The following is a 21,580-nucleotide window of genomic DNA, read 5'->3' as shown; positions in this document are numbered from 1 at the left end:
CCGGCGCCGGTGGCCGGTGCCCGGGGCTCAGGCCACGAGGGACCGCTCGAAGCACATCGAGTTCCGCACGCCTTCGTACGGGCCGAAGTTGGGGATCCGCTCGTATCCGGAACGGAGATAGAAGCGCACGGCATCCGGCTGGCGCACGCCCGTCTCCATCCGGAGACTCGTCCAGCCCCGCTCGCGCGCCCACTCCTCCATCGCGCGGAGGATCCGCCCGGCGGCGCCCGAGCCGCGCGCGGCCGGTGCCACGTACATGCGCTTGACCTCGCCTATCCCCGCACCGAGGTCGCGGAGCCCGCCGCAGCCCACCGCGGTCCCGTCGTCCTCCCGTGCCACGAAGAAGGCCGCGATGTCCGCCGCCGACGGCGGCACGCCGGGCTCGCTCTTCGTGGTTCCGTACCTCTCGGCTATCTCGGCCCGCTGGGCGGCGCGCAGCGCGGTGGCGTCGGGGTCCGTCCAGTCGACTTGTTCGATCTTCATGCGGTGGATTCTGCCTGATGGCACGCCCGGGTGGCGGTGGGGCGAGGGAGGGTGCGGGACGGGCGTCAGGGCGCGGGCCCGTCCTCCGCCCGCTCCTTCACCGCCGCCACCGTCGCCGTCATGTTCCGCTCGAACTCCCGCATCCGCACGAAGACCACCGACTGCTCCTTCTCCGGCATCAGGGAGATCGCGTGGGAGAGACCCGACGGCGCCGGGCCGACCCGTACCCACTCGGTCAGTTCCGTTCCGCCGTCGCGGGGTTCGAGGGTGAAGCGCCAGGTCGCCGCCGGGTTCTCGGGGTCCTCCACGGCCCAGGCGAAGACCTCCGCGGGGCGGCACTCGACGACGTACGACGTGGCCTCCCACTCGCCGAACGTGGCGTGGCGGCTGCGGCCGACGAACCGGGCGCCCGGGGCCGGGGCGGTCGCCCCGTCCAGCCACTCGACGGACCGGAGCTCGGCGCTCAGGCCGGGCATGAGGGTGATGTCGGAGACGAGCTCCCACACCCGCTCGGGCGGGGCGTCGATCCAGATCCGGGCCTCCGCCGTGGGACCGTCCGCGTAGCGGGCGCCTGTCCACTCCATGGCCGTCCGGCCTCCTCGTGTCGTCGAGCGGGCACCGGGACACAAGTCGGGCCCGGATCATGAGAGTTCCCCAGAAGGATCCACGCGTCAAGAACGGGTGGGCGGGGGTCGTTCGTCAGTGCGGCGGACGCTCGGGCCGAGGGGATCACCGGGGCGGCTCCACCCGTAGGCGCCTCCTGGGCAGGGCCGGGCGGCCGCTCTCGTCCTTTCGGCCGATGCGGAATCTCTTCACCCCCGTTCCTTCGGCCGAAGCGCCGGATCGCCTTCGAATGATTGAATCGACTGGTTCATGGGAGGACAAAGACGCCCCCGTTCGCTTTATTGATCATGGAATGGGGACGGCGATGCTGCACGTGCTCTACCTGGTGGGTATCGCCGCCTTCGCCGCCAGCGGTGTGCTGGCCGCGCACCGGGCCCGGCTCGACCCCTTCGGCGGGCTGGTGCTCGCCTTCGCCGCGTCGATCTCCGGCGGCACCCTGCGCGACCTCGTGCTCGACCGGCACCCGCTGTACTGGACGCACGACTGGGTGCTGCTGACCGTCATCGCCGTCACCGCCGTCGTGACCATGGTCTACCTGCGCTTCCGCGACCTCCCGCACCGGGCGCTGATGACCGTCGACGCGCTCGGCCTCGCCGTGGTCACCGTCATCGGGGCCCGGGCCGCCCTCGACGCGGGTGTCACGCCGTTCGCCGTGATCATCCTCGCCGTGGTGACCGGAGTGACCGGTGAGGTGATCCGGGACGTGCTGTGCGGGGAGTTCCCGCCGCTGTTGCTGCGCGAGGAGGTCTACGCCACCGCCGCCCTGGCCGGCGCGAGCTGCTATCTGCTGCTGGACCGGCTGGGGATGGCCGGCACCCCGGCCACGGTGATCTCGGCGGGCACCGTCTTCGCGATCCGGATGGGCGCGCTGCACTACGGCCTCCACCTGCCCCGTCTCTCCCACCGGCCCCGCGGCGGCTCCGGGACCTCCTGAATCACGCCGGCGCCGCCCCGCTCACAGCTCCTGCGCCGGCCAGTCCAGCAGGCGCGCGCCGATGACCGCCGTCTGGAGCGTGTAGCGGTGCATCGGGTCGGCGGGGTCCGAGCCGGTGTAGCGGTGGATGCGCTCCAGCCGGTACGTGAGGGCCCGGACGCTCAGGCAGAGGCGGCGGGCCGCCTCCGCCGCCACGCACCCGGAGTCGAAGTACGCCGTGAGCGTCTCCAGCAGCGGCTCGGCGCCGCCGCGCGCCTGCCGCAGCGGGCCCAGCGTGGAGCGGACCAGGTCCGCCATGGCCTGCCGGTCCCGGGTCAGGACGGGGAAGACCAGTAGGTCCGCGGCGCGCAGGACGGGCGCCTCCAGGCCCATCCGGGCGGCCAGGTCCAGGGCGCCGAGCGCCTCCTCGTAGGAGTGCACCACCCCGCCCGCGCCGGGGTGCGCCCGGCCGATCGCCACCTGGCCGCCCTCGGTCGCGGTGTGCGCCTGCTTGGTGAAGTACCGCAGGACGTCGTCCTGGTCGCCCGGCGCGACGCAGATCAGCCGGCCGTCCTTCGTCGTCAGCAGGATCTGCCGGTCCCCGAAGCGGACGTGGAGGGCGCTCTCCACCCGCCGCATCACGGGGTGGGTGTCGTCGTACGGCTCGGCGCCGGCCGCCACGGCCACCGCGTGGGCGCGGGCCAGCCGCAGCCCGAAGCGCTCGGCCCGCTCCGCCAGCCGGCCCAGGTCGCTGCGCCCGTAGAGCAGGTCGTCGATGAACTCCCGGCGGGCCGCCTCCTCCTGCCGCACGGCCAGCCGCTGCGCGCGCTCGTAGCCCTCGGCGAAGGCGTCGACGGCCTGCTCGGTCGCGGCGAGGACGGTCTCGGCGGTCGCCCGGGCGCCCGGCGCGCCGCCGGAGGTGGGGAGCGCGGACCAGACCTCGCGGGTGGTGGCGAGGTGACCGATGATCAGCCGGCGCAGCCCGCACCCCCGCTCGGCGGCCCGCTCGCCGAGGGCGCGGCGGGACTCCAGCTCGTCGCGGCTGAGCCGGCGGCCGGTGGCCGAGACCCTGGCCAGGATGTCGGCATAGCCGTCCAGATACTCCCCGGATATGTCCTGCTGCGTCACGCGCTCTCCCTGCTTCTTGACGCGCTCCTGATGAATTCCTGGCGCGCGGTGCTCAGGGTGCCAGACGTCCGCCGGAGGTCCAGCACCCTGCATTAAGGAAGCGTAAAGATTGCCGGGAACCGGCAATGCGCGGGTGTGCCGGTGACTGGCAGCCTGGGGGTGCGGGAAACGGGGGAAGGCCCCGGCGTCGGAACACGGCAACATCACCGGCGCCGGGGCCCCCGCGGGCAACAGGGACAACATCGGACGAAGGGGGGTGGGCGCGTGGACGACTTCCTCGCCGCGGCGCTCGGCTTCCCGGCCGTCCTCTTCGGCTTCGCGCTGCTGGTCGTCGTCGGCTACTGGCTGCTGGTCCTGGCCGGCGGCCTGGACCCCGGCGACCACGGCCACGCCGGGGACCTGGACACGGGCCCCGACGGCGCCGGTCACGGCGGCCCGGCCGGCCTCGTGGCCGCGGCCGGTCTGGGCGGGGTGCCCGTCTCCGTCGTGCTGTCCCTGCTGATCGCCGTCGCCTGGTTCCTGTCCTTGGCCGGCACCGCGCTGCTGGCCGACGCGGACGTGCCCGCCCTGCTCTGGGCCGCGCTGTCCGCGGGGGTGCTCGCCGGCGCGCTCGCCGGCGCGTGGGCCGCCGCCTGGGTGCTCGTACGCCCGCTCCGCCACCTCTTCCCCGACGAACGCCCGCCCTCGCGGCTGGACTTCGTCGGCCGCGTCTGCGTCATCCGCACCGGCCGGGTCGGCACCGACTTCGGGCAGGCCGAGGTGACCGCCGAGGACGGCTCGACGGCGATCGTCCAGGTCCGCGCGGAACCGGTCCTGCCACGGGACGGCGGCCCGGAGCCGCTGCACCCCGGGGAACCGGGGCTCACCGCCGGCGCGACCGCGCTGATCTTCGACTACGACGCCGACGGCGAGTTCTTCCGGGTCGCGCCCTTCGACGCGGCACCCGGACCGGAGCACCCCGCCGCCTGACCGGCCGCGCCCGGCCGTCCAAAGGCCCGCACGCCGCAGTGCACAAACGTTTCTTCGCTCGCGACGCCCGCGCCCGCCCGCGGTCCTTCGCGACCCACACGACAGAGGTTCCCCATGGATGCCACCGCCATCGGCGTCGGCGTGCTCGTCGCCGTCCTGCTGCTCATCGCCCTCGGTGTGTTCTTCACCGTCAGCCGCCTCTTCCGCAAGGTCGAGCAGGGCAAGGCGCTGATCATCTCCAAGACGAAACGCGTCGACGTCACCTTCACCGGCGCCGTGGTCCTGCCCGTGCTGCACAAGGCCGAGTACATGGACATCTCGGTGAAGACCATCGAGATCCGCCGGACCGGCCGCGAGGGCCTGATCTGCAAGGACAACATCCGCGCCGACATCCACATCAACTTCTTCGTGCGCGTCAACAAGACCGTCGAGGACGTCGTCAAGGTCGCCCAGGCCATCGGCACGGCCCGGGCCAGCGACCCGCGCACCTTGCAGGAGTTCTTCGCCGCCAAGTTCTCCGAGGCGCTCAAGACCGTCGGCAAGCAGCTCGACTTCGTCGACCTCTACACCAAGCGCGAGGAGTTCCGGGACCGGATCATCGCGGTCATCGGCACCGACCTCAACGGCTACCACCTCGAGGACGCGGCCATCGACTTCCTCGAGCAGACCCCGATGACCCAGCTCGACGCCGCGAACATCCTCGACGCCCAGGGCATCCGCAAGATCACCGAGCTGACGGCCATCGAGCACGTGCGCACCAACGAGTTCCAGCGCACCGAGGAGAAGGAGATCACCCGGCAGAACGTCGAGGCCCGGGAGGCGGTCCTCGAACTGGAGCGCCGCCAGGCCGACGCCGAGATCAAGCAGCAGCGAGAGATCGAGACCGTACGGGCCCGGGAGGAGGCCGAGACCGCCCGGGTGCAGGCCGAGGAGCGGCTGCGCTCGCACAGCGCCCACCTCAAGACGGAGGAGGCGCTCGGCATCCAGAACGAGAACCGCGAGCGCGAGGTGGCCGTCGCGCAGAAGAACCGCGAGCGCGTCATCGCCGTCGAGAGCGAGCGGATCGAGAAGGACCGGATGCTGGAGGTCATCGCGCGCGAGCGGGAGACCCAGCTGCGCCGCATCGCCGCCGACAAGGAGGTCGAGGCCGAGAAGCGGGAGATCGCCGACGTCGTCCGGGAGCGCATCGCGGTCGAGCGGACCGTCGCCGCCCAGGAGGAGGAGATCAAGAAGCTGCGCGCGGTCGAGGAGGCCGAGCGCGAGCGGCAGGCCACCGTCATCCGCGCCGAGGCCGAGGCGCAGGAGCGCCTGGTCAAGGACATCAAGGCGGCGGAGGCGGCCGAGCAGGCGGCAGGCCACCGGGCCGCCGAGACGCTGACCCTGGCCGAGGCGCGCCGCAAGGCCGCCGAGCTCGACGCCGAGGCCGCCGTCCGGCTGGCCGACGGCAAGCGGGCGGACGCGGCGGCCGTCGGGCTCGCGGAGGCGGAGGTGCGCGAGCGCACCGCCCAGGCGATCGGCAAGGTCGGGCACGCCGAGGCCGAGGTGGCCCGGGAGAAGGCGTTCGCCGGGGCCGAGGGCCTCAAGCGGAAGCTCCAGGCCGAGGCCGAGGGCCTCACGGACAAGGCCGCGGCGATGGCCGCGCTGGACGCCGCGAGCCGCGAGCACGAGGAGTTCCGGCTGCGCCTGGAGGCGGAGAAGGACGTCCGGCTGGCCGGCATCGAGGTGCAGCGGCAGGTCGCCGAGGCACAGGCGGGTGTCCTCGCCACCGGCCTGGAGAACGCGAAGATCGACATCGTCGGCGGCGACAGCGTCTTCTTCGACCGGCTGGTGAACTCCATCGCGCTCGGCAAGGGCGTCGACGCCTTCGTCGACCGCTCCGAGACCGTACGGACCCTGGCCGGCCCGTGGCTCGACAAGGACGACTCGTCCTTCACCCGGGACCTCGGCGCGCTGGCCGCCGGCCTCGGCCCGGCGGGTCTGCGCGACCTCACCCTGGCCGGTGCCCTCAGCGGGCTGATCGCCGGCGGCGGCCCCCGGGCGGGCGCCCTCCAGGGCCTGCTGGAGTCCGTACGGGCCAGTGGGCTGGCGGACACCAACCTCGCCGAACTGGTCGGCGCCGCCCCGGCGCGGGTCAACGGCGCCGGGAAGTAGGCGCCCGGAAGCAAGGCGCCCGGAGGCGGGCGCCGGGCAGGAACCGCCGGGAAGCACGCGGCGGGAAGACGGAGCACGAGCGGAAGGCCGGGAACGACGTGATCACCGAACGCCGGGACGCGGGCGAGGAGCAGGACGCGGGCACGGCCCCGGCCGCGAACGGGAACGCGAACGGGAACGCGAACGGGAACGCGAACGGGTACGGGTACGGGGACGGGAACGCGAACGGGTACGGGGCGAGCCCCGCCGCGACGGGCCCCGCCGGCCCGGACGCGGGCGCCTACGCGGTGCTGCGCGACCGGCTCACGGCACAGGCCGGCGAGCTCCGCCGCCGGGCCGAGGAGCTCAACGCCCGGCGCGCGGCGGCCTTCGGCTCCACCGGGCTGCACCTCCTCGGCACCGCCGCGCTCCGCACGGAGCACCCGTGCGAACCGCGCGACATCGCGGCCGCCGGCGGCCACCTCCTCCTCGGCGTCCGCGCTCCCGCCCGTACGGGCCCGGACACCGCCGTCGCGGACGTCCTCACCCTCCACTCCGTGCACGCCGACGGCCCAGCGGGCGAGGAAGGGGCAGGCACGGACGGTACGGGCGGCGGCGTCACCCTGGCCGCCGCCCCGGCGGACGCCCTCCCCGGCCTGCTCCACGACCCCGCGTTCACCAAGGACTTCGCCGAACTCCACCGCTACTACCGCGACGCGGCGCTCGTCCGCCTCCACCGGGCCGGCGGAAAGCTCCTCGCCGCCTTCCGCACCGGACCGCGCCCCGGCGACCTGCGGGTGCTGCGCTGGCGGGTCGCCACCGACGGCACCCCCGCGTACCTGGACGCGCACGGCGAGCGCGACCACGCGCCCGCGCCGTCCCAGGAGCTCGCCTGGACGCCCGCCACCCGCGACGACCACGTCCTCGGCCGGCACCCCCATGTCTCCGTCGCGGGCGAGGCCTTCGTCTCCACCGTCGGCGGCACGCTCACCATCAAGACCGAGAACAGCACCGAGACCGCCGAGGGCGTCCACAGCGAACCGGTCGACGAACCGCTCCAGTCCCTCGCCGACGCCGAGATCGAGCACGCCCGCGCCGGCACGCTCCTCCTGCTGCGCGTCCGCCCGTACAACGAGACCGCACGGCGCCACTTCGTCCTCGACACCGCCACCGGGACCGTGACCCGCCAGGACGGCATCGGCCAGGCCTGCCTGCGCCTCCCCGACGACCAGGGCATCGTCTTCCCCGGCGGCTACCACCTCGCCACCGGTGCCACCAGGACCTTCGACACCGACACCGCCGGTCTCCGCTTCGACGCGGCCGTGACCGCGCCGAACGGCGAGGACGTCCTCTACGCCTTCCGCGCCCCCGACGACGGCCGCACCGTGCTGCTCCCGTACAACACCCTCCGCGAGGAGGCCGCGACCCCGCTCGTCTGCCGTGGCCACGCCCTCTTCGACGACGGCACGCTCGTCACCCTGCGCGCCGGCACCGGCGGGCCGGCCCGCGCGCACACCCTCCAGGTCTGGCGGACCCCGTTCCGCTCCGACGCGCACGCCGCCGCCGGACCCGCCGCCGACGACGGCCCGCTGGCGCGCGTCGGCAACGCCGACCTCGTGCGCTGCCTGTCCGCCTGCCTCTCCCTGGCCCGCGCGATCCCCGGCACCGCCCCGACGCCCGCCGCCCTCGAACCCCTCCTCGCGGCCTGCGCGCGCGTCACCGACCGCTTTCCCTGGCTCGCCGAACCCGGCCTCGGCGAGCTGCACACGCCGCTCGCCGCCGTGCGCGCCACCGCCGAACAGGTCCTGCGCGAGTCCGGGGCCGTCGAGGCCCTCACCCGGCAGGCCGCCGACGCGCTGGGCGAGGCCGCCGTGCACATCGCCTCCCTCGTCCGCCGCATCCGCGGCGAGGCGCCCCGCACCGCCGGTGCCTGGGTCGACCGGATCACCGAACTCCGCCGGGCCCAGGGCCGCCTGGCGACCCTGCGTGAGATGCCCTACGCCGACGTCCCGCGCGTCGACACCCTCGCCGCCGACGTGGCGGGCGACATCACCGCCACCGCGCGCCGCGCCGTCGCCTTCCTCCAGCGGTCCGACGCCTTCGCCGCCGACCACGCCGACACCGAGGCGCTCACCGCCGAGGCGGAGGCCCTCGCCACCGCCGCCGGGGCCGGTCCCCTCGCCGACCGGATCACCGAACGGACCGAAGGGCTCCAGGTCCTCACCGAGGTCGTCACCGGCCTGGACATCGGCGACGCCACCGTCCGCACCGCCGTCCTGGAGCGCGTCGGAGAGGTGCTCGGCGGCCTCAACCGCGCCCGCGCCACGCTGGCCGCCCGCCGCCGCGCGCTCCAGGAGCACGAGGGCCGGGCCGCGTTCGCCGCCGAGACCGCCCTGCTCGGCCAGGCCGTCACCGGCGCGCTCGCCGCCGCCGGCACCCCCGAGGAGTGCGAGGACCAGCTGGGCCGCCTCCTGCTCCGCCTGGAGGACCTCGAAGCCCGGTTCGCCGGCCACGACGACTTCCTCGCCGAGCTGGCGACCCGGCGCGGCGACGTCCACGACGCCTTCGCCGCCCGGCGGCAGTCCCTCCAGGACGCCCGCGCCCGGCAGGCCGAACGCCTCGCCGGCTCCGCGGCGAGAATCCTGGAGACGGTCGGCCGCCGCGCCGCCGCCCTGGCGGACCAGGACGCGGTCCACACCTACTTCGCCTCCGACCCGATGGTCGCCAAGGTCCGGCGCACCGCCGCCGAGCTGCGCGGACTCGACGACCCGGTACGGGCCGACGAGCTGGAGGGGCGGCTCGCGGCCACCCGCCAGGAAGCCGTGCGCGCCCTGCGCGACCGTGCCGACCTCTTCGCCGACGGCGGCGGGACGGGTGCGGCCGGCCGTACCGTGCGGCTGGGCCGCCACCGCTTCACCGTCACCACCCGGCCCGCCGAACTCACGCTCGTACCCCACGGGGACGGCCTCGCCCTCGCCCTCACCGGCACCGACTACCGCGCCCCTGTCACCGACCCCGGCTTCGCCGCCACCCGCCCCCACTGGGACCGGCTGCTGCCCTCCGAGTCCCCGGAGGTCTACCGCGCCGAACACCTCGCCGCGGAGATCCTCGCGACCGGGGACCCGGCGGCGCTCCGGGAGGCCGACCTGCCCGCCCTCGTACGGCGGGCCGCCGAGGCCGCCTACGACGAGGGCTACGAGCGCGGCGTCCACGACCACGACGCGACCGCCCTCCTCACCGCCCTGCTGCGGCTGCGCGCCGGGGCCGGGCTGCTGTGGCACCCGGCCGGGGCGCGGGCCACCGCGCAGCTGTACTGGGCCCACGGTCCCGACGCCGACGCCCGCGAGGACACCGCCCGCCGCGCGGTGTCGCTCGGGCGGGCGCGCGCGGCCTTCGGACGGCCGGAGGCGGTGGACGCGCTCAAGACCGAACTGGCCGAGGACATCGAGCGGTTCGCGGCGGCATCCGGCCTGGAGACCGCCCCGTCCGCCGCCGCGGCCGCCTACCTCGTGGAGCACCTGGCCTCCGGAGCCGACGGCTTCGTCACCGCCGCGCCGGCCCGCGCCCTCCTCGACGCCTTCCACCGGGCCGTGGACGGCACCTCCTACGCGGCGGACCTGCGCGCCACGACCGGCCTCCCGGACCGCCGCCGGCTCGCCCTGGCCTGGCTCGGCGCGTACGCCGCCGCCTCCGGCGAGGACACCGACCCCGGCGACCTCGCCGAGGCCGTGGCCGCCGAGGTCTGCCCCCTCCTGCCCCGCCGCGCCGCGGACGCCCCGCTCACCGCGACCGTCGACGGCCTGCTGGGCACCCACCCCCGCGTCACCGACCGCCGCCTCACCCTCCGGCTCGACGAGTTCCACGCCCGCACGGACCGCTTCCGCGCGCACGACGTGCCCGCCTTCCGCGCCTACCAGCGGCAGCGCGACGCGCTCGTGGCGCGCGAGCGCGACCGGCTGCGCCTCGACGACTTCCGGCCCAGGGTGATGAGCGCCTTCGTCCGCAACCGCCTCGTCGACGAGGTCTACCTCCCACTCGTCGGCGACAGCCTCGCCAGACAGCTGGGCACCGCGGGGGAGGGCGCGCGCACCGACCGGAGCGGCCTGCTGCTGCTCCTCTCACCGCCCGGCTACGGCAAGACGACGCTCATGGAGTACGTCGCCGACCGCCTCGGCCTCGTCTTCGTCAAGGTGAACGGGCCGGCCCTCGGCCGGGGGACCGTCTCCCTGGACCCGGCCGAGGCCCCCGACGCGGCAGCCCGCCAGGAGGTCGAGAAGATCAACTTCGCGCTGGCGGCGGGCAACAACACCCTCCTCCACCTCGACGACATCCAGCACACCTCGCCCGAACTCCTGGAGAAGTTCCTCTCCCTGTGCGACGCCCAGCGCCGCGTCGACGGCGTCCTCGACGGCGAGCCCCGCACCTACGACCTGCGGGGCAAGCGCTTCGCCGTCAGCATGGCCGGCAACCCCTACACCGGGTCCGGGCAGCGCTTCCACCTCCCCGACATGCTCGCCAACCGCGCCGACGTACGGAACCTGGGCGACGTACTGGCCGGCAAGGAGGACGTCTTCGCCCTCAGCTTCGTCGAGAACGCCCTCACCTCCCACCCCGCCCTGGCCCCGCTGGCCGGCCGCCCGCCCGGCGACCTGCCCCTGCTGGTCCGGCTGGCCGAGGGCGACACGGGCGTACGGGCGGGCGAGCTCGCCCACCCCTACGCGCCGGCCGAACTCGACCGCGTCCTCGCCGTACTGCGCCACGTCCTCGCGGCCCGGCGCACGGTCCTCGCGGTCAACGCCGCCTACATCGCCTCCGCCGCCCGGAGCGACGCCACCCGCACCGAGCCGCCCTTCCTGCTCCAGGGTTCGTACCGCGACATGAACAGGATCACCGAACGCGTGGCGGCGGTGATGACCGACGCCGAACTGGAGGCCGTCGTCGACGACCACTACGCGGGCGAGGCCCGCACCCTCGCCGCCGACGCCGAGGCCAACCTCCTCAAGCTCGCCGAGCTCCGCGGCACCCTCACCCCGGAACAGGCCGCCCGCCGGCAGGAGATCAACGCGGCGTACGTCCGCGTCCACGCCCTCGGCGGCCCCGAGGCCGACCCCCTGACCCGCGCCGTCGCCGCCCTGGGCCTCCTCGCGGACCGCGTCTCCGCCGTGGAGGCGGCCATCAGCCGGGCCGTCGGAGGGCCGCCGCCGCGGGCGTAGCGAGGGCCGGGCCGTCCCGCCGGGGCGGGTGCACCAGGGGGCTTCCTCTCAAGGGGGCACGGGGAGACGGACGTTCATGGCGGCGCGGAGGTAGGCGCCGTCGACGGGGGCGGGGCAGGGCAGGCCGGGCAGGACGCGCCCGAGCGGGACGCGGTCGGCCGCCCGGCTCCGCCGGTCGTGCCGGAGGAGTCCGGCGAGGACCGGGTTGATCCGCCGTTCGACGAGGTTGGGCCGGTCGACGGCGGGCTGGAGGATCAGCTCGACGCCGGGGAACAGCTCGGCGACGGCGGCGACCAGCGCCCTCGCCGGGGTCTCGTCCGGGTGGACCAGGGGATAGGTCGTCACCCCCGGCGGATGCGGCAGCCGCGCCAGCCGCAGCATGGCGTCGACGGCGTATTCGACGGGGACGATGTTCACCCGGGCCGCGGGGTCGCCCAGGATCCGGACCCGCAGCCGGGGCAGCCCCGCCCGTCTGCCGAGCACGAGGCCGCGCAGCGACGCCGGAACCTGTTCGACCAGGGCGCTCAGCCCGGAACCGAGGGTGGACAGCGGCTGCTGGGCGGCCGTGTCGGGGAGCGGGCCGTCGGTGGCGAGGACGCTCGGGCGCAGCACCAGCGCCGGCCGCCGCCCGTCGGACCAGGCGCGCACGACCTCCTCGGCCCGCCGCTCGGTGCGCTGGTAGCCCGTGAAGGCGTCGGCCGCGGCCGGGGAGGAGCGCCGCTCCCGGGAGCCGGGGGCGGGTTCGGCGCTCACGCAGGCGGTGCTGAGGTGCAGGAACGGCACTCCGGCGGGCGCGTGGTCGGCGAGTTCCGTGAGGCGGCAGGTACCGGTGACGTTCACCGGGGTGAGCGCGGCCTCCGTGCCGGCCGGCGACAGCGCCGCGGCGCAGTGCCAGATCGCTTCGGCCCGCTCGCCCAGCCACCGGTGCGCCTCGGGCGTGAGGCCCAGCCGGGGCCGGGTCAGGTCGACCCGGACGGCCGTCACCCGCTCTTGGGCGCGCACGAGTTCGTCCTCGGTGGCACCGCAGCCGTGCAGCGCGGCCGCCACCCGCTCGGCCAGCGGCCGCAGCCCGTCCCGGCCGAGCACCGTGACCCGGTCCGTCCCCGTGGCCAGCAGGGCGCGCAGCAGCCGGGAGCCGAGGAACCCGGTGGCGCCGGTCATGACGACGGTCACGGGGCACCCGCCGTCCGGCCGGCGACGGCGATGGCGACGGGGTCATGGTGCGTGACGGTGAAAAAGCCACTGTGCTCCATGAATCAGAGACATTTCCGCCTCTGCCGCTATTAGTGAACTACCAAGCGGTTTCACTCTTTTGAGATGAACCGAACCCCTTCGTCGTTCGCTGTACGGTCGGCTGTCCGGGTTCGTCCGGCTTCCGCGGTGCGATCCGATCATCGGATGAGGTAGAGTTCTTTCCGCGCCGCTAGCTCAGTTGGTCAGAGCGGCTGACTCTTAATCAGCAGGTCCGGGGTTCGAGTCCCTGGTGGCGCACCGATGACGGAAGGCCCTCCGCAGCTCCTGCGGAGGGCCTTCCTCGTGTGCCCGTGCCTTCCCGCCACCGCCTGTTGTGCGGCCCCTTCTCCCGGGCCCCGGCGCGGCACACCCGCCACGGCCGGGGGACCGAACGGCAAGTGGTGTGCCCTGCCCCCGCCGTGGCCCGCGCCCGAGCCAACGGGCCGCCCCCGAAAGCGCCGACGAGCCGTCACGGCCGGGGATGCCCTGGCCACGGGGCGGGGAGTCAGAGAGGGCGCCGAGGGCCGGTGCGCGCGAACCGCTCGTCCCGGACCCTGCGGAACCGTCACCGACAGGAGCACAGCCATGGCCGTCATCGTCACCTTCCACGTCCCCGGCGTGGGGCCGGAGCTCTACGACAGCTGCATCGAGCGCCTCACCGCGGGGCAGGGTTTCACCAGCGTGGCGGACCTGCCCGTCCCCGGCCTCCTCTCGCACGCCTCGGGGCCGGTCGCCGGCGGCTGGCGGGTCACCGACGTCTGGGAGTCCATCGAGGCGTTCGAGGCGTTCGGCAAGGTGCTCGGCCCGATCATCGCCGACCTCGGGTACGGGGACCTCCAGCCCGAGGTCGGCCCGGCCCACAACGTCGTCATCCGCTGACGCCGCCGCCCGGCGACGCGATGCCGGCCGGACCCCACGGGCCCGGCCGGCACGCTCCACCCCCGCCGCGGGCTCAGACCCCGGCCCGGAACCGCCGCAGGCGCAGGCTGTTGCCGACGACGAAGACCGACGAGAACGCCATCGCCGCCCCCGCGATCATCGGGTCGAGGAGTCCCATGGCCGCCAGCGGCAGCGCCGCCACGTTGTAGGCGAAGGCCCAGAAGAGGTTCGTCCGGATGGTGCCCAGCGTCCGCCGCGCCAGGCGGATGGCGTCGGCCGCCGCGCGCAGGTCGCCGCGGACGAGCGTGAGGTCGCCCGCCTCGATGGCCGCGTCGGTGCCGGTGCCCATCGCCAGTCCCAGATCGGCCTGGGCCAGCGCTGCCGCGTCGTTGACCCCGTCGCCGACCATCGCCACCGAACGGCCCTCGGCCTGGAGCCGCTTGACCACGTCGACCTTGTCCTGCGGCATGACCTCGGCGATGACCTCCTCGATGCCGACCTCGGCGGCCACGGCCTCGGCCACCGCCTTGTTGTCACCGGTGAGCAGGATCGGGGTGAGACCGAGCGCGCGCAGCCGCCGGATCGCCTCCGGGCTGGTGTCCTTGACCGCGTCCGCGACCTCCAGCACGGCGCGCGCCGTGCCGTCCCAGGCCACGACGACGGCCGTGCGGCCCGCGGCCTCGGCGGCCGACCGCGCCCGCGCGAGCTCCGCGGGGAGCGGGACAGCCCGCCCGGGTGCTCCGGGGACCTCCGCGCTCAGCAGCCCCTCCCGGCCGACGAGCACCGTGTGCCCCTCCACGACCCCGCGCACCCCGAGCCCGGGGACGTTGACGAAGCCCTCCGGCACCGGAAGCCGCCCCACCAGGGCGGTGGCACCGGCCGCGACCGCCCGCGCCACGGGGTGCTCGGAAGCGTGCTCCAGCGCACCCGCCAGCCGCAGGGCCTCGGACTCGGAGACACCCTCGGCGGTGTGCGTCCGCAGCAGCGTCATCCGGCCGGTGGTGACGGTGCCGGTCTTGTCCAGGACGACGGTGTCGACCGCGCGGGTCGTCTCCAGGACCTCGGGCCCCTTGATGAGGATGCCGAGCTGCGCGCCCCGGCCCGTGCCGACCATCAGCGCCGTCGGGGTGGCGAGGCCCAGGGCGCACGGGCAGGCGATGATCAGCACGGCCACGGCCGCCGTGAACGCGGCGGCCGCGCCCGCGCCGCTCGCCAGCCAGAACGCCAGCGTGCCGAGGGCCAGGGCGATGACGACGGGCACGAAGACGGCGGACACCCGGTCGGCCAGCCGCTGCGCGGCGGCCTTCCCGTGCTGCGCCTCCTCCACCATCCGCGCCATCCGCGCGAGCTGGGTGTCCGCGCCGACGCGGGTGGCCTCGACGACGAGCCGTCCGCCCGCGTTGAGGGTGCCACCGGTGACGGCGTCGCCGACGCCGACCTCCACGGGCACGGACTCACCGGTCAGCAGGGAGGCGTCCACCGCCGAGCCGCCCTCCACGACCCGGCCGTCGGTCGCGATCTTCTCGCCGGGCCGGACGAGGAAGCGGTCGCCGGCCATCAGCTCCGTGACGGGGACCAGGGTCTCCCGGCCGCCGCGCAGCACGGTGACCTCCTTGGCGCCCAGCTCCAGCAGCGCCCGCAGCGCCGCCCCGGCCTTGCGCTTGGAGCGCGCCTCGAAGTAGCGCCCGGCCAGGATGAACGCGGTCACCCCGGCCGCGGCCTCCAGGTAGATGTTCCCGGCGCCGTCGCTCCGCGAGACGGTCGGCTCGAAGCCGTGCGTCATGCCCGGCATCCCGGCGCTGCCGAGGAACAGCGCCCACAGCGACCACAGGAAGGCGGCCGAGGTCCCGATCGAGACCAGCGTGTCCATGGTGGCCGCGCCGTGCCGGGCGTTCGTCCACGCGGCCCGGTGGAAGGGCCAGGCCGCGTACGTGACCACCGGCGCGGTCAGCGTCAGGGACAGCCACTGCCAGTAGGTGAACTGCCAGGCCGGCACCATCGCCAGGACGACGACGGGCACGGCCAGCGCCACTGAGGTCACCAACCGCTGCCGTATCGCGCGGAGTTCACCGGTCTCCTCCGTGCCGTCCGTCGTCTCCCCGCCGCCTTCGGCGGACTGCCCGGCCGGCCTCACGGGCGCGGCGGTGTAGCCCGTGGCCTCCACCGTCGCGATCAGGTCACCGACCGTCAGATCTCCGCGGTAGGAGACGCGGGCCTTCTCCGTGGCGTAGTTGACGACGGCGTCCACGCCCTCCATGCGGTTGAGCTTCTTCTCGATCCGCGCGGCGCACGACGCGCACGTCATCCCGCCGATGGTGAGCTCCACCCCGGCCCCGGCCGCCCCTGCGGTCGTGGTCGTGGTGGCCGTGCGCGGGGCTGCGGTGGCCATGGTCCGCTCCTTCTCTCGCTGCTCCGAGCGATACCCCCCGGGGGTATCGCTTCCCGACGAGATACAGGTATACCCCCACCCCGTATCCGCCGCAAGGGAGGGGGTCTCTCGGGTGGTGCGCTCGGAGCGGACGGAACGGGATCAACCACCGCAAGAAGGCGGCCTGTCCCGCGAGGGACGCGCGCGTACGGCCGGAAAAGCACGGTCCACCGAAGGGACCGCCCCCGCTCAGAGCGTCACCCGGGCGTCGTGCTCGCACGGCTCCACGACGGACGGCACGGGATGATCCGCGAGCTCGCGCAGCCACGCCTCCACCGCCAGCGTCCGCTCCCACCGGCCCGCACCGCCCCCGGGCGGGCCGCCGGGACCGCCGAGCACGGCCTCCCGCAGCGCCTCCTCGTCGACGAGCCCCGCGGCCACCAGCAGGGACTCGTCCACCCAGGCCGCCGGATCCGCCCCGCCCACCGCCGCCGTCCCCCGCTCCTCCCACGCGCCCGCGCCGGGCACGGGCGGCCCTCCCTCCTCCGCGACCCGCGGCCGGAACTCCTCCGCGCGCACGCCCCGCATGGCCTCGATCAGCAGCGGCCGGTACGCCCAGGGGGTACCCGCCTCCTCCGGCCGCACCGCCAGGCAGGCGTCGAGCACACCGTCGTCGCAGAACGGCGCGTCCGCCGGCAGCCCGACGGCGGCCGAGTCCCGGACCGTGAACGCGGCCGCCCGCCCCGCCCGCTGGATCCGCTGGACCCACACGTGCCGGCCCCGGTCCGCCGCCAGCGGCTCCACCTCACCGGCCGCCGCCCCGAGCAGCAGATCGCGCACCAGCTCCACGCACTCCTCGCTCGCCCACGGCGGCAGCGAGGGAACCGCCCCCCAGCGGTGCGGCGCCCTCGGCCCCTCCGCCGCCAGGTCCAGCCCGTCGGCCGCCGAGCCCAGCCAGTCCCGGTACGAGCCCCGGTCGAGCAGCATCCGCGCGGTGGCCCCCGGCGGCCACCCCAGCCGCGCCCGATGGCCGAAGGTGTGCCACAGCCCCGCCGCGGGCCGGTTCCGCACCAGCGCGTGGACATAAGCGCTGGGCGGCCGCACCGCCGCGTCACCGCCGTGGCCCAGTAGCAGCCGGCTCGCCCCCTGCGCGCTCAGCACACCGGCCGGGCCGCGCTGCCGGGCGCGCTCGCGCAGCCCGGACGACGGTTCGTCACCCGGCTCGCGCCGCCCCCACGCGGGCAGGCCGGGGCCGGGGGACACCGGCCCGTGGGTACCCGTCGGCCAGGGATCGTCCCGCCCGGGGTCAGGACGGCGGCCAGGACGCCCGGCTCCGGCCCCCGGCAGACCGCACCCCGTACCCCCGGCGTCCGGTACGCCCCCGCCGTGGCCTTCGCCCGGGCCCGGCGCCCCCGACGTCACCAGCCGGGCCCCCGCCTCCGCCGCCAGCAGGCACAGCGCCGTGGCGGCGGGGCCGCCCGACAGGTCCGCGCCCAGCACCCGGCCCGGCGTCACCCGGAGGGACACCGCCTCGCGCAGCGCCGCCAGCAGCCCGGGCGCGCCCTCCGCCACCGAGAGCCCGGCGGGCGGCGGCAGCCACCAGCGCCGGACCGCGCCGCCGTTGCCGTCCCGGTCCAGCCGCAGCGCGTCGCCGGGCGGCACCGTGTGCACCCCGCACCACATGGCGCCGCCGTCCAGCGGATACGGCAGTCCGGGCCCGGCCAGGCGCGCGGCGAGCTGGGCGGGGTCCGGGTCGGCGTCCGTCAGCCAGGCCAGCGTCCGGGCCCGGTCCGCGGCCACCGCCGTGCCGTCGACCGACGTCCAGTACAGCCGCCGGGCCCCGGACAGACCGCCCCGGGCGTAGACCTCCCCGCCCAGCGAGGCGAGGGCGTGGAAGCCGCCGTGGGCGCCGCGCAGGGCGTCCTCGACGTCGGACGGCGAACGGACGCCCCGCAGCCGCCCCGTGAGCTCCGCCTCGCCGAGCGAGCAGGGCCCGGCCACCGCCAGCCGCACCTCGCCCTGACGGGCCACCACCAGCTCGTCGTCCGTCCAGCAGCCGAGCAGCCACGGCCGGCCCGAGGCGTGCGCCACGGTCCGGCAGCCGCGGCCGCGCAGCCTGCGCACGGCCGTCGACGCGTGCGGGCCGTCGGGAAGGACGGTGAACCAGCACCCGGCGCGAGGGACCAGCCCCCGGCCGGGCGTCACGTGAACAGGCCCTCGGCGCGGTCCTCGTCAGCTGTGCCGGGGGATGTCTCGCTCACGGAGAAGGCCTCCTGTGCCACGGCGTACGTGATCGACGGACGTGATCGACAGAGGTCAACGTAGGCGGCCGCGCGGCCCCCGTCCGGAGCGATCAGTCCGAATTCCGCTCGTGTGGGTGACGGGATGCCGTCAGGCACACCAGATCCATCACGGCGCGCCACCCGCCCTCGGCGAGGGCGCGGCGCTGCCGGTCGGCCGCCGCCCCCTCCGTGCGGAGCCGGTGCAGGAGGGAGGCGACCCGGCGGGCGCCGTCGAACCGCTCCAGGGCGGGGGAGACATGGCGGAGCAGCCGGCCGACGACCTCGTCGGCGGGCCGGCGGCGGCCGAGGGGATCGATCAGGTCCCCGCCCAGGCCGTGCCGCGCCGCCTGCCAGTTCGCGGTGTCCAGCATCTCGGAGGAGGGCGTGGGGTACGGCACGCCGCGCTTCTCCTCGAAGACGGCGGTGTCCACCAGGGCCCGTACGACGCCGGCGAACATGACGGCGTCCTCGGCGCGCGGCTGCACGTCCAGGGCGCGCACCTCCACGGTCGGATAGCGCTCCGACAGCCGGGCCTGCCAGTAGAGCTGGCCGCGGTCGCGCAGGATCCCGGTGGCCATCACGGCCCGCACCCGCCGCTCGTAGTCCCCGGCGTCCTCGAAGAGCGGCGGCGGGCCGCTCACCGGCCAGCGGCCGAAGACGACCGTGCGCCAGCTGGCGAACCCGGTGTCGTGCCCGCACCACATCGGCGAGTTCGCGGCCATGGCCACCAGCGCCGGGAGCCAGGGGCGGACCCGGTTGAGCACCGCCACGCCGGTGTCCCGGTCCGGGATCCCGACGTGCACGTGCATGCCGTTGATCAGCTGCTCGTCCACGAGCTGCGGCGCGGCGTCGTGGATGTCGTGGTAGCGCGCCTCGTCGGTCACGGGCGGCGGGGTGCGGCCCGAGAAGGGCGCGGTGCCGGACGCGGCCACCCGGCAGCCCGCCCGCTCCGCCGCCGTGCCGATCGCGTGACGGAGCCTCACCAGGCTGTCGCCCAGCTCGTCCAGGCTCCGGCAGACCGGAGTGGCGATCTCGATCTGGGACTGCAACAGCTCGGAGTGCACCTCGCCCGCGCCCGGCACCGGCCGCATGCCCGCCGTCGCCCGGACCTTCTCGCCCAGCGGCACCGGCAGCCCGCTGACCGCGTCGAGCAGCAGATATTCCTCCTCGACACCCATGGTCGTCATGGTGGGAGGTTCCCCGCTACCGGCTCCGGATCCAAGGAAGCGCGAGCCGACACGCCTCTGTGCGCCGCCGTTCGGGCATTCAAGTGCCGCGCCCCGCGTGGTATGAACCTTTCGTAGGGTCTCTGTCAGTAGGGCGGTGTGGGATGAACTGCTCGCATTGCGGTGCGGAGATGCGCCAGGGGCCGAACGGGGACTGGGCGTGCGCCAATTGCGGAGGTACCGGATGAACGAGTCGGAGGACTTCCCTCATGCCAACGCGGCCCTGATGCACTGCGCGCACTGCGGGTGGTCGGTGCACGAGGGGCCGGTGGGCGGTTACGTCTGTGGCCAGTGCTTCCACACGGTGGAGCCGCAGCAGCACGAGCCGAGCGAGCGGTAGTCCGCGGGGCGCGCGGCCCGTCCGGCCCGGAGCCCGGCGGCGGCACCGCGGCCGTCAGCCGAAGGCGCACCGCGCCGCCCGGCGCCACCGGTTCCCCGGCAGCCCCGGCCGCAGCGCCGCCAGCGCCCCGCAGTACTTCGTGAACACCGCCGGCCGTACCCCGTACGCGTGGAGCAGCCGGTCGGCCTCCGTCAGGTGCCCGGCCGTCTTCGTCTCCACGAGCACGAGGCCCGCGTCGCACCGCACCGAGCGGCGGGTCCGCAGGTCGTCGCAGACCAGCCCGGCGTCGCACGTGACGCGCTCCCCGTCGGCCACCAGGGTCGCGCGGAGGTAGTCCGTGCTGAGGGAGGGCAGCAGCGCGGCCGGCGCGTCGATGCCGTACGCGCGGTGCAGGGTGTCGGCGAGGAAGGACCGGAAGGGGTCGTCGAGCGGGGTGTCCGCGCCGGTCAGCGGGCGGCGGTGCTTGACGGTGTCACCGCGGCGGCCCTTGAGCTTGATCTCGAACTGCCGCTCGCCGCTGTCCTCGTACACCCGCTCGCGGACCTTGAAGCGGAGGCGGCGGCCCTGGCGGTGGTCGTGGAAGGAGCGCAGGCCGGGGGTGTCGTAGTAGACCGAGTGGTAGCGGAAGGCGCGGCGTTCGCCGATGGTCAGGGCCCGGAAGGGGCCGCCGGGGCGCATGGGGTCGGTGAGCCGGTCCACCATCCGGAGAAAGGTTTCTGTGGGTACGAGGTAGCTGCGGTCGAAGCGGGCGAGCAGCTCGGCGCGTTCGTTGACCTCGGCCAGGGAGATGGCGTCGGCCGTCCGGGTCGCGGTGAGGACGGCCCGCACGGCGGCGGGCGCGTGCGGGGCGGGGGTCTCGGGGGCGAGGGTCATACGGACTCCCACGCCGGAGCGGTGTGCTGGGCGGTCCCGGCGGTGGCCGGTACGGTGCCGGCACCCGGCTTCGGTTCGCGGTAGCGGACGTCCACGACCGTCAGGTCGCGGACGAAGTCGACCTCCATGACCGTCCAGTGGAACGGCTCGCCGAGGCGCCGGGCCAGGTCGGCGCGGAGCGCGGCGGGGTCGCGGTGGACGGCGTCGAGGGTGACGACCGTGCGGCGCGAGCGGGCGAACAGCCGGGGGTGGTCGGCCACGTAGACGACGAGGAGCAGTACGGCGCTGAGCGTGGCGGCGAGGGCGAACCTCAGGTGCGGCAGGCCGCACAGCAGGCCGAGGACGAGAGTGGTGAAGTAGTACGCCACCTCCTCGTGCTGCACGGCGTCGGAGCGGAGTCTGATGATCGAGAGCACTCCGAAGAGTCCGAAGCCGAGCGCGGTCCCGCCGCTGCCGCCCACTTCGGCAAGGGCGGCCACGACGGTGAACAGGGCGACGTTCAGGGCGAGATAGGCCGGGACGAGGTCGCGGCGCCGGTGCCTGGGATAGTAGATGGCGAAGGTCAGCAGGCAGATGGCGGCGAGGTCGAGCCCCAGGTGGGCCGCGAGGTGTCGGAGGGAGTCCATGGCTTCGCTCTCTGTACGCGGGAGAAGGGACACCGAAGATAGGGAAACGCAGGGTGAACATGTACACACGTTCCCGTGAACAATGCGCGTCCTTGATGCCCGGTGGAGAGCAAGTGGCCTGAACGGTCCGAGCCTTGTCGCAGAAGGCGGTCTTGCGGGGGACTTGAGGGGGAACCGCGCGGGACTTGAGCGGGAATCGGGGGGAACCGCGGGGGACCGGAGAGGGATCCGGGGGGGGCAATCCGCGTACGGTCCGGGGGCGCGACCTCCCCGGCGATGGTCCGTCCAGGCCG

Annotated in this window: 15 protein-coding genes and 1 tRNA gene; 7 read left to right on the top strand and 9 right to left on the bottom strand. The window is 75.1% G+C overall.

The features are described from left to right. Window positions 1–27 precede the first annotated feature (27 nt). On the bottom strand, window positions 28–483 hold the full coding sequence (locus tag SMD11_RS04750; RefSeq protein ID WP_087925229.1) for a GNAT family N-acetyltransferase: 456 nt from the start codon (window positions 481–483) through the stop codon (window positions 28–30). 65 nt (window positions 484–548) lie between these two features. Continuing rightward, on the bottom strand, window positions 549–1,067 hold the full coding sequence (locus tag SMD11_RS04745; protein WP_087925228.1) for an SRPBCC family protein: 519 nt from the start codon (window positions 1,065–1,067) through the stop codon (window positions 549–551). Window positions 1,068–1,399: 332 nt separating this feature from the next. On the opposite strand from SMD11_RS04745, the gene SMD11_RS04740 reads away from it, so the two are divergent. Then, complete coding sequence (locus tag SMD11_RS04740) at window positions 1,400–2,041, top strand: trimeric intracellular cation channel family protein (protein WP_234365898.1); 642 nt, start codon at window positions 1,400–1,402, stop codon at window positions 2,039–2,041. A gap of 21 nt (window positions 2,042–2,062) precedes the next feature. Here the strand turns inward: SMD11_RS04740 and SMD11_RS04735 are convergent, their stop codons facing one another. After that, window positions 2,063–3,148 carry a PucR family transcriptional regulator gene (locus SMD11_RS04735; RefSeq protein WP_234365897.1) on the bottom strand — a complete coding sequence of 362 codons (1,086 nt, stop codon included), beginning with the start codon at window positions 3,146–3,148 and terminating at the stop codon, window positions 2,063–2,065. A 264-nt stretch (window positions 3,149–3,412) separates the two neighbouring features. Here SMD11_RS04735 and SMD11_RS04730 point away from each other — a divergent pair, with 264 nt between their 5' ends. The 3 genes from SMD11_RS04730 (at window position 3,413) to SMD11_RS04720 (ending at window position 11,460) form a co-directional block, all read left to right on the top strand. Next, window positions 3,413–4,117 (top strand): hypothetical protein, encoded by a 705-nt coding sequence (locus SMD11_RS04730; RefSeq protein ID WP_087925225.1) that lies wholly within the window; start codon window positions 3,413–3,415, stop codon window positions 4,115–4,117. Window positions 4,118–4,231: 114 nt separating this feature from the next. Beyond that, a complete protein-coding gene (locus SMD11_RS04725; protein WP_087925224.1) occupies window positions 4,232–6,268 on the top strand; it encodes an SPFH domain-containing protein in 2,037 nt (678 codons plus the stop codon). A gap of 98 nt (window positions 6,269–6,366) precedes the next feature. Continuing rightward, window positions 6,367–11,460, top strand: coding sequence for a DNA repair ATPase (locus SMD11_RS04720; RefSeq protein WP_418952407.1), 5,094 nt, complete (start codon window positions 6,367–6,369; stop codon window positions 11,458–11,460). Between the two features lie 48 nt (window positions 11,461–11,508). Here the strand turns inward: SMD11_RS04720 and SMD11_RS04715 are convergent, their stop codons facing one another. Beyond that, a complete protein-coding gene (locus SMD11_RS04715) occupies window positions 11,509–12,621 on the bottom strand; it encodes an SDR family oxidoreductase (protein WP_234365896.1) in 1,113 nt (370 codons plus the stop codon). A gap of 256 nt (window positions 12,622–12,877) precedes the next feature. Here SMD11_RS04715 and SMD11_RS04710 point away from each other — a divergent pair. Both SMD11_RS04710 and SMD11_RS04705 read left to right on the top strand, forming a co-directional pair. Then, window positions 12,878–12,951: transfer RNA gene (locus tag SMD11_RS04710), tRNA-Lys, on the top strand. Between the two features lie 327 nt (window positions 12,952–13,278). Then, window positions 13,279–13,572 carry a hypothetical protein gene (locus tag SMD11_RS04705; protein WP_087925222.1) on the top strand — a complete coding sequence of 98 codons (294 nt, stop codon included), beginning with the start codon at window positions 13,279–13,281 and terminating at the stop codon, window positions 13,570–13,572. 73 nt (window positions 13,573–13,645) lie between these two features. On the opposite strand, the gene SMD11_RS04700 is transcribed toward SMD11_RS04705, so the two are convergent. The 3 genes from SMD11_RS04700 to SMD11_RS04690 all read right to left on the bottom strand — a co-directional run bounded on the left by SMD11_RS04700 (window position 13,646) and on the right by SMD11_RS04690 (window position 19,409). Further along, the gene (locus SMD11_RS04700; protein ID WP_087925221.1) at window positions 13,646–15,961 is read right to left on the bottom strand and encodes a heavy metal translocating P-type ATPase; all 2,316 of its coding nucleotides are present in this window, start codon (window positions 15,959–15,961) and stop codon (window positions 13,646–13,648) included. Between the two features lie 228 nt (window positions 15,962–16,189). Continuing rightward, a complete protein-coding gene (locus SMD11_RS04695) occupies window positions 16,190–18,145 on the bottom strand; it encodes an asparagine synthase-related protein (protein WP_087925220.1) in 1,956 nt (651 codons plus the stop codon). A gap of 148 nt (window positions 18,146–18,293) precedes the next feature. Next, window positions 18,294–19,409 (bottom strand): carboxylate-amine ligase, encoded by a 1,116-nt coding sequence (locus SMD11_RS04690; RefSeq protein WP_087925219.1) that lies wholly within the window; start codon window positions 19,407–19,409, stop codon window positions 18,294–18,296. Window positions 19,410–19,632: 223 nt separating this feature from the next. Here SMD11_RS04690 and SMD11_RS35285 point away from each other — a divergent pair, with 223 nt between their 5' ends. Continuing rightward, window positions 19,633–19,788, top strand: a complete 156-nt coding sequence (locus SMD11_RS35285) for a hypothetical protein (RefSeq protein WP_159395218.1) — start codon at window positions 19,633–19,635, stop codon at window positions 19,786–19,788. Between the two features lie 54 nt (window positions 19,789–19,842). Here the strand turns inward: SMD11_RS35285 and SMD11_RS04685 are convergent, their stop codons facing one another. Continuing rightward, window positions 19,843–20,661, bottom strand: a complete 819-nt coding sequence (locus tag SMD11_RS04685; RefSeq protein ID WP_087925218.1) for a polyphosphate polymerase domain-containing protein — start codon at window positions 20,659–20,661, stop codon at window positions 19,843–19,845. Then, window positions 20,658–21,287, bottom strand: coding sequence for a DUF4956 domain-containing protein (locus SMD11_RS04680; RefSeq protein WP_087925217.1), 630 nt, complete (start codon window positions 21,285–21,287; stop codon window positions 20,658–20,660). Before SMD11_RS04680 ends, SMD11_RS04685 begins: the two co-directional genes overlap by 4 nt. Between the last annotated feature and the right edge of the window lie 293 nt (window positions 21,288–21,580).

This window comes from Streptomyces albireticuli (assembly GCF_002192455.1).
In the GTDB taxonomy this organism is placed as follows: Bacteria; Actinomycetota; Actinomycetes; order Streptomycetales; family Streptomycetaceae; genus Streptomyces; species Streptomyces albireticuli_B.
This window is presented reverse-complemented; position numbering and strand designations above follow the sequence as displayed.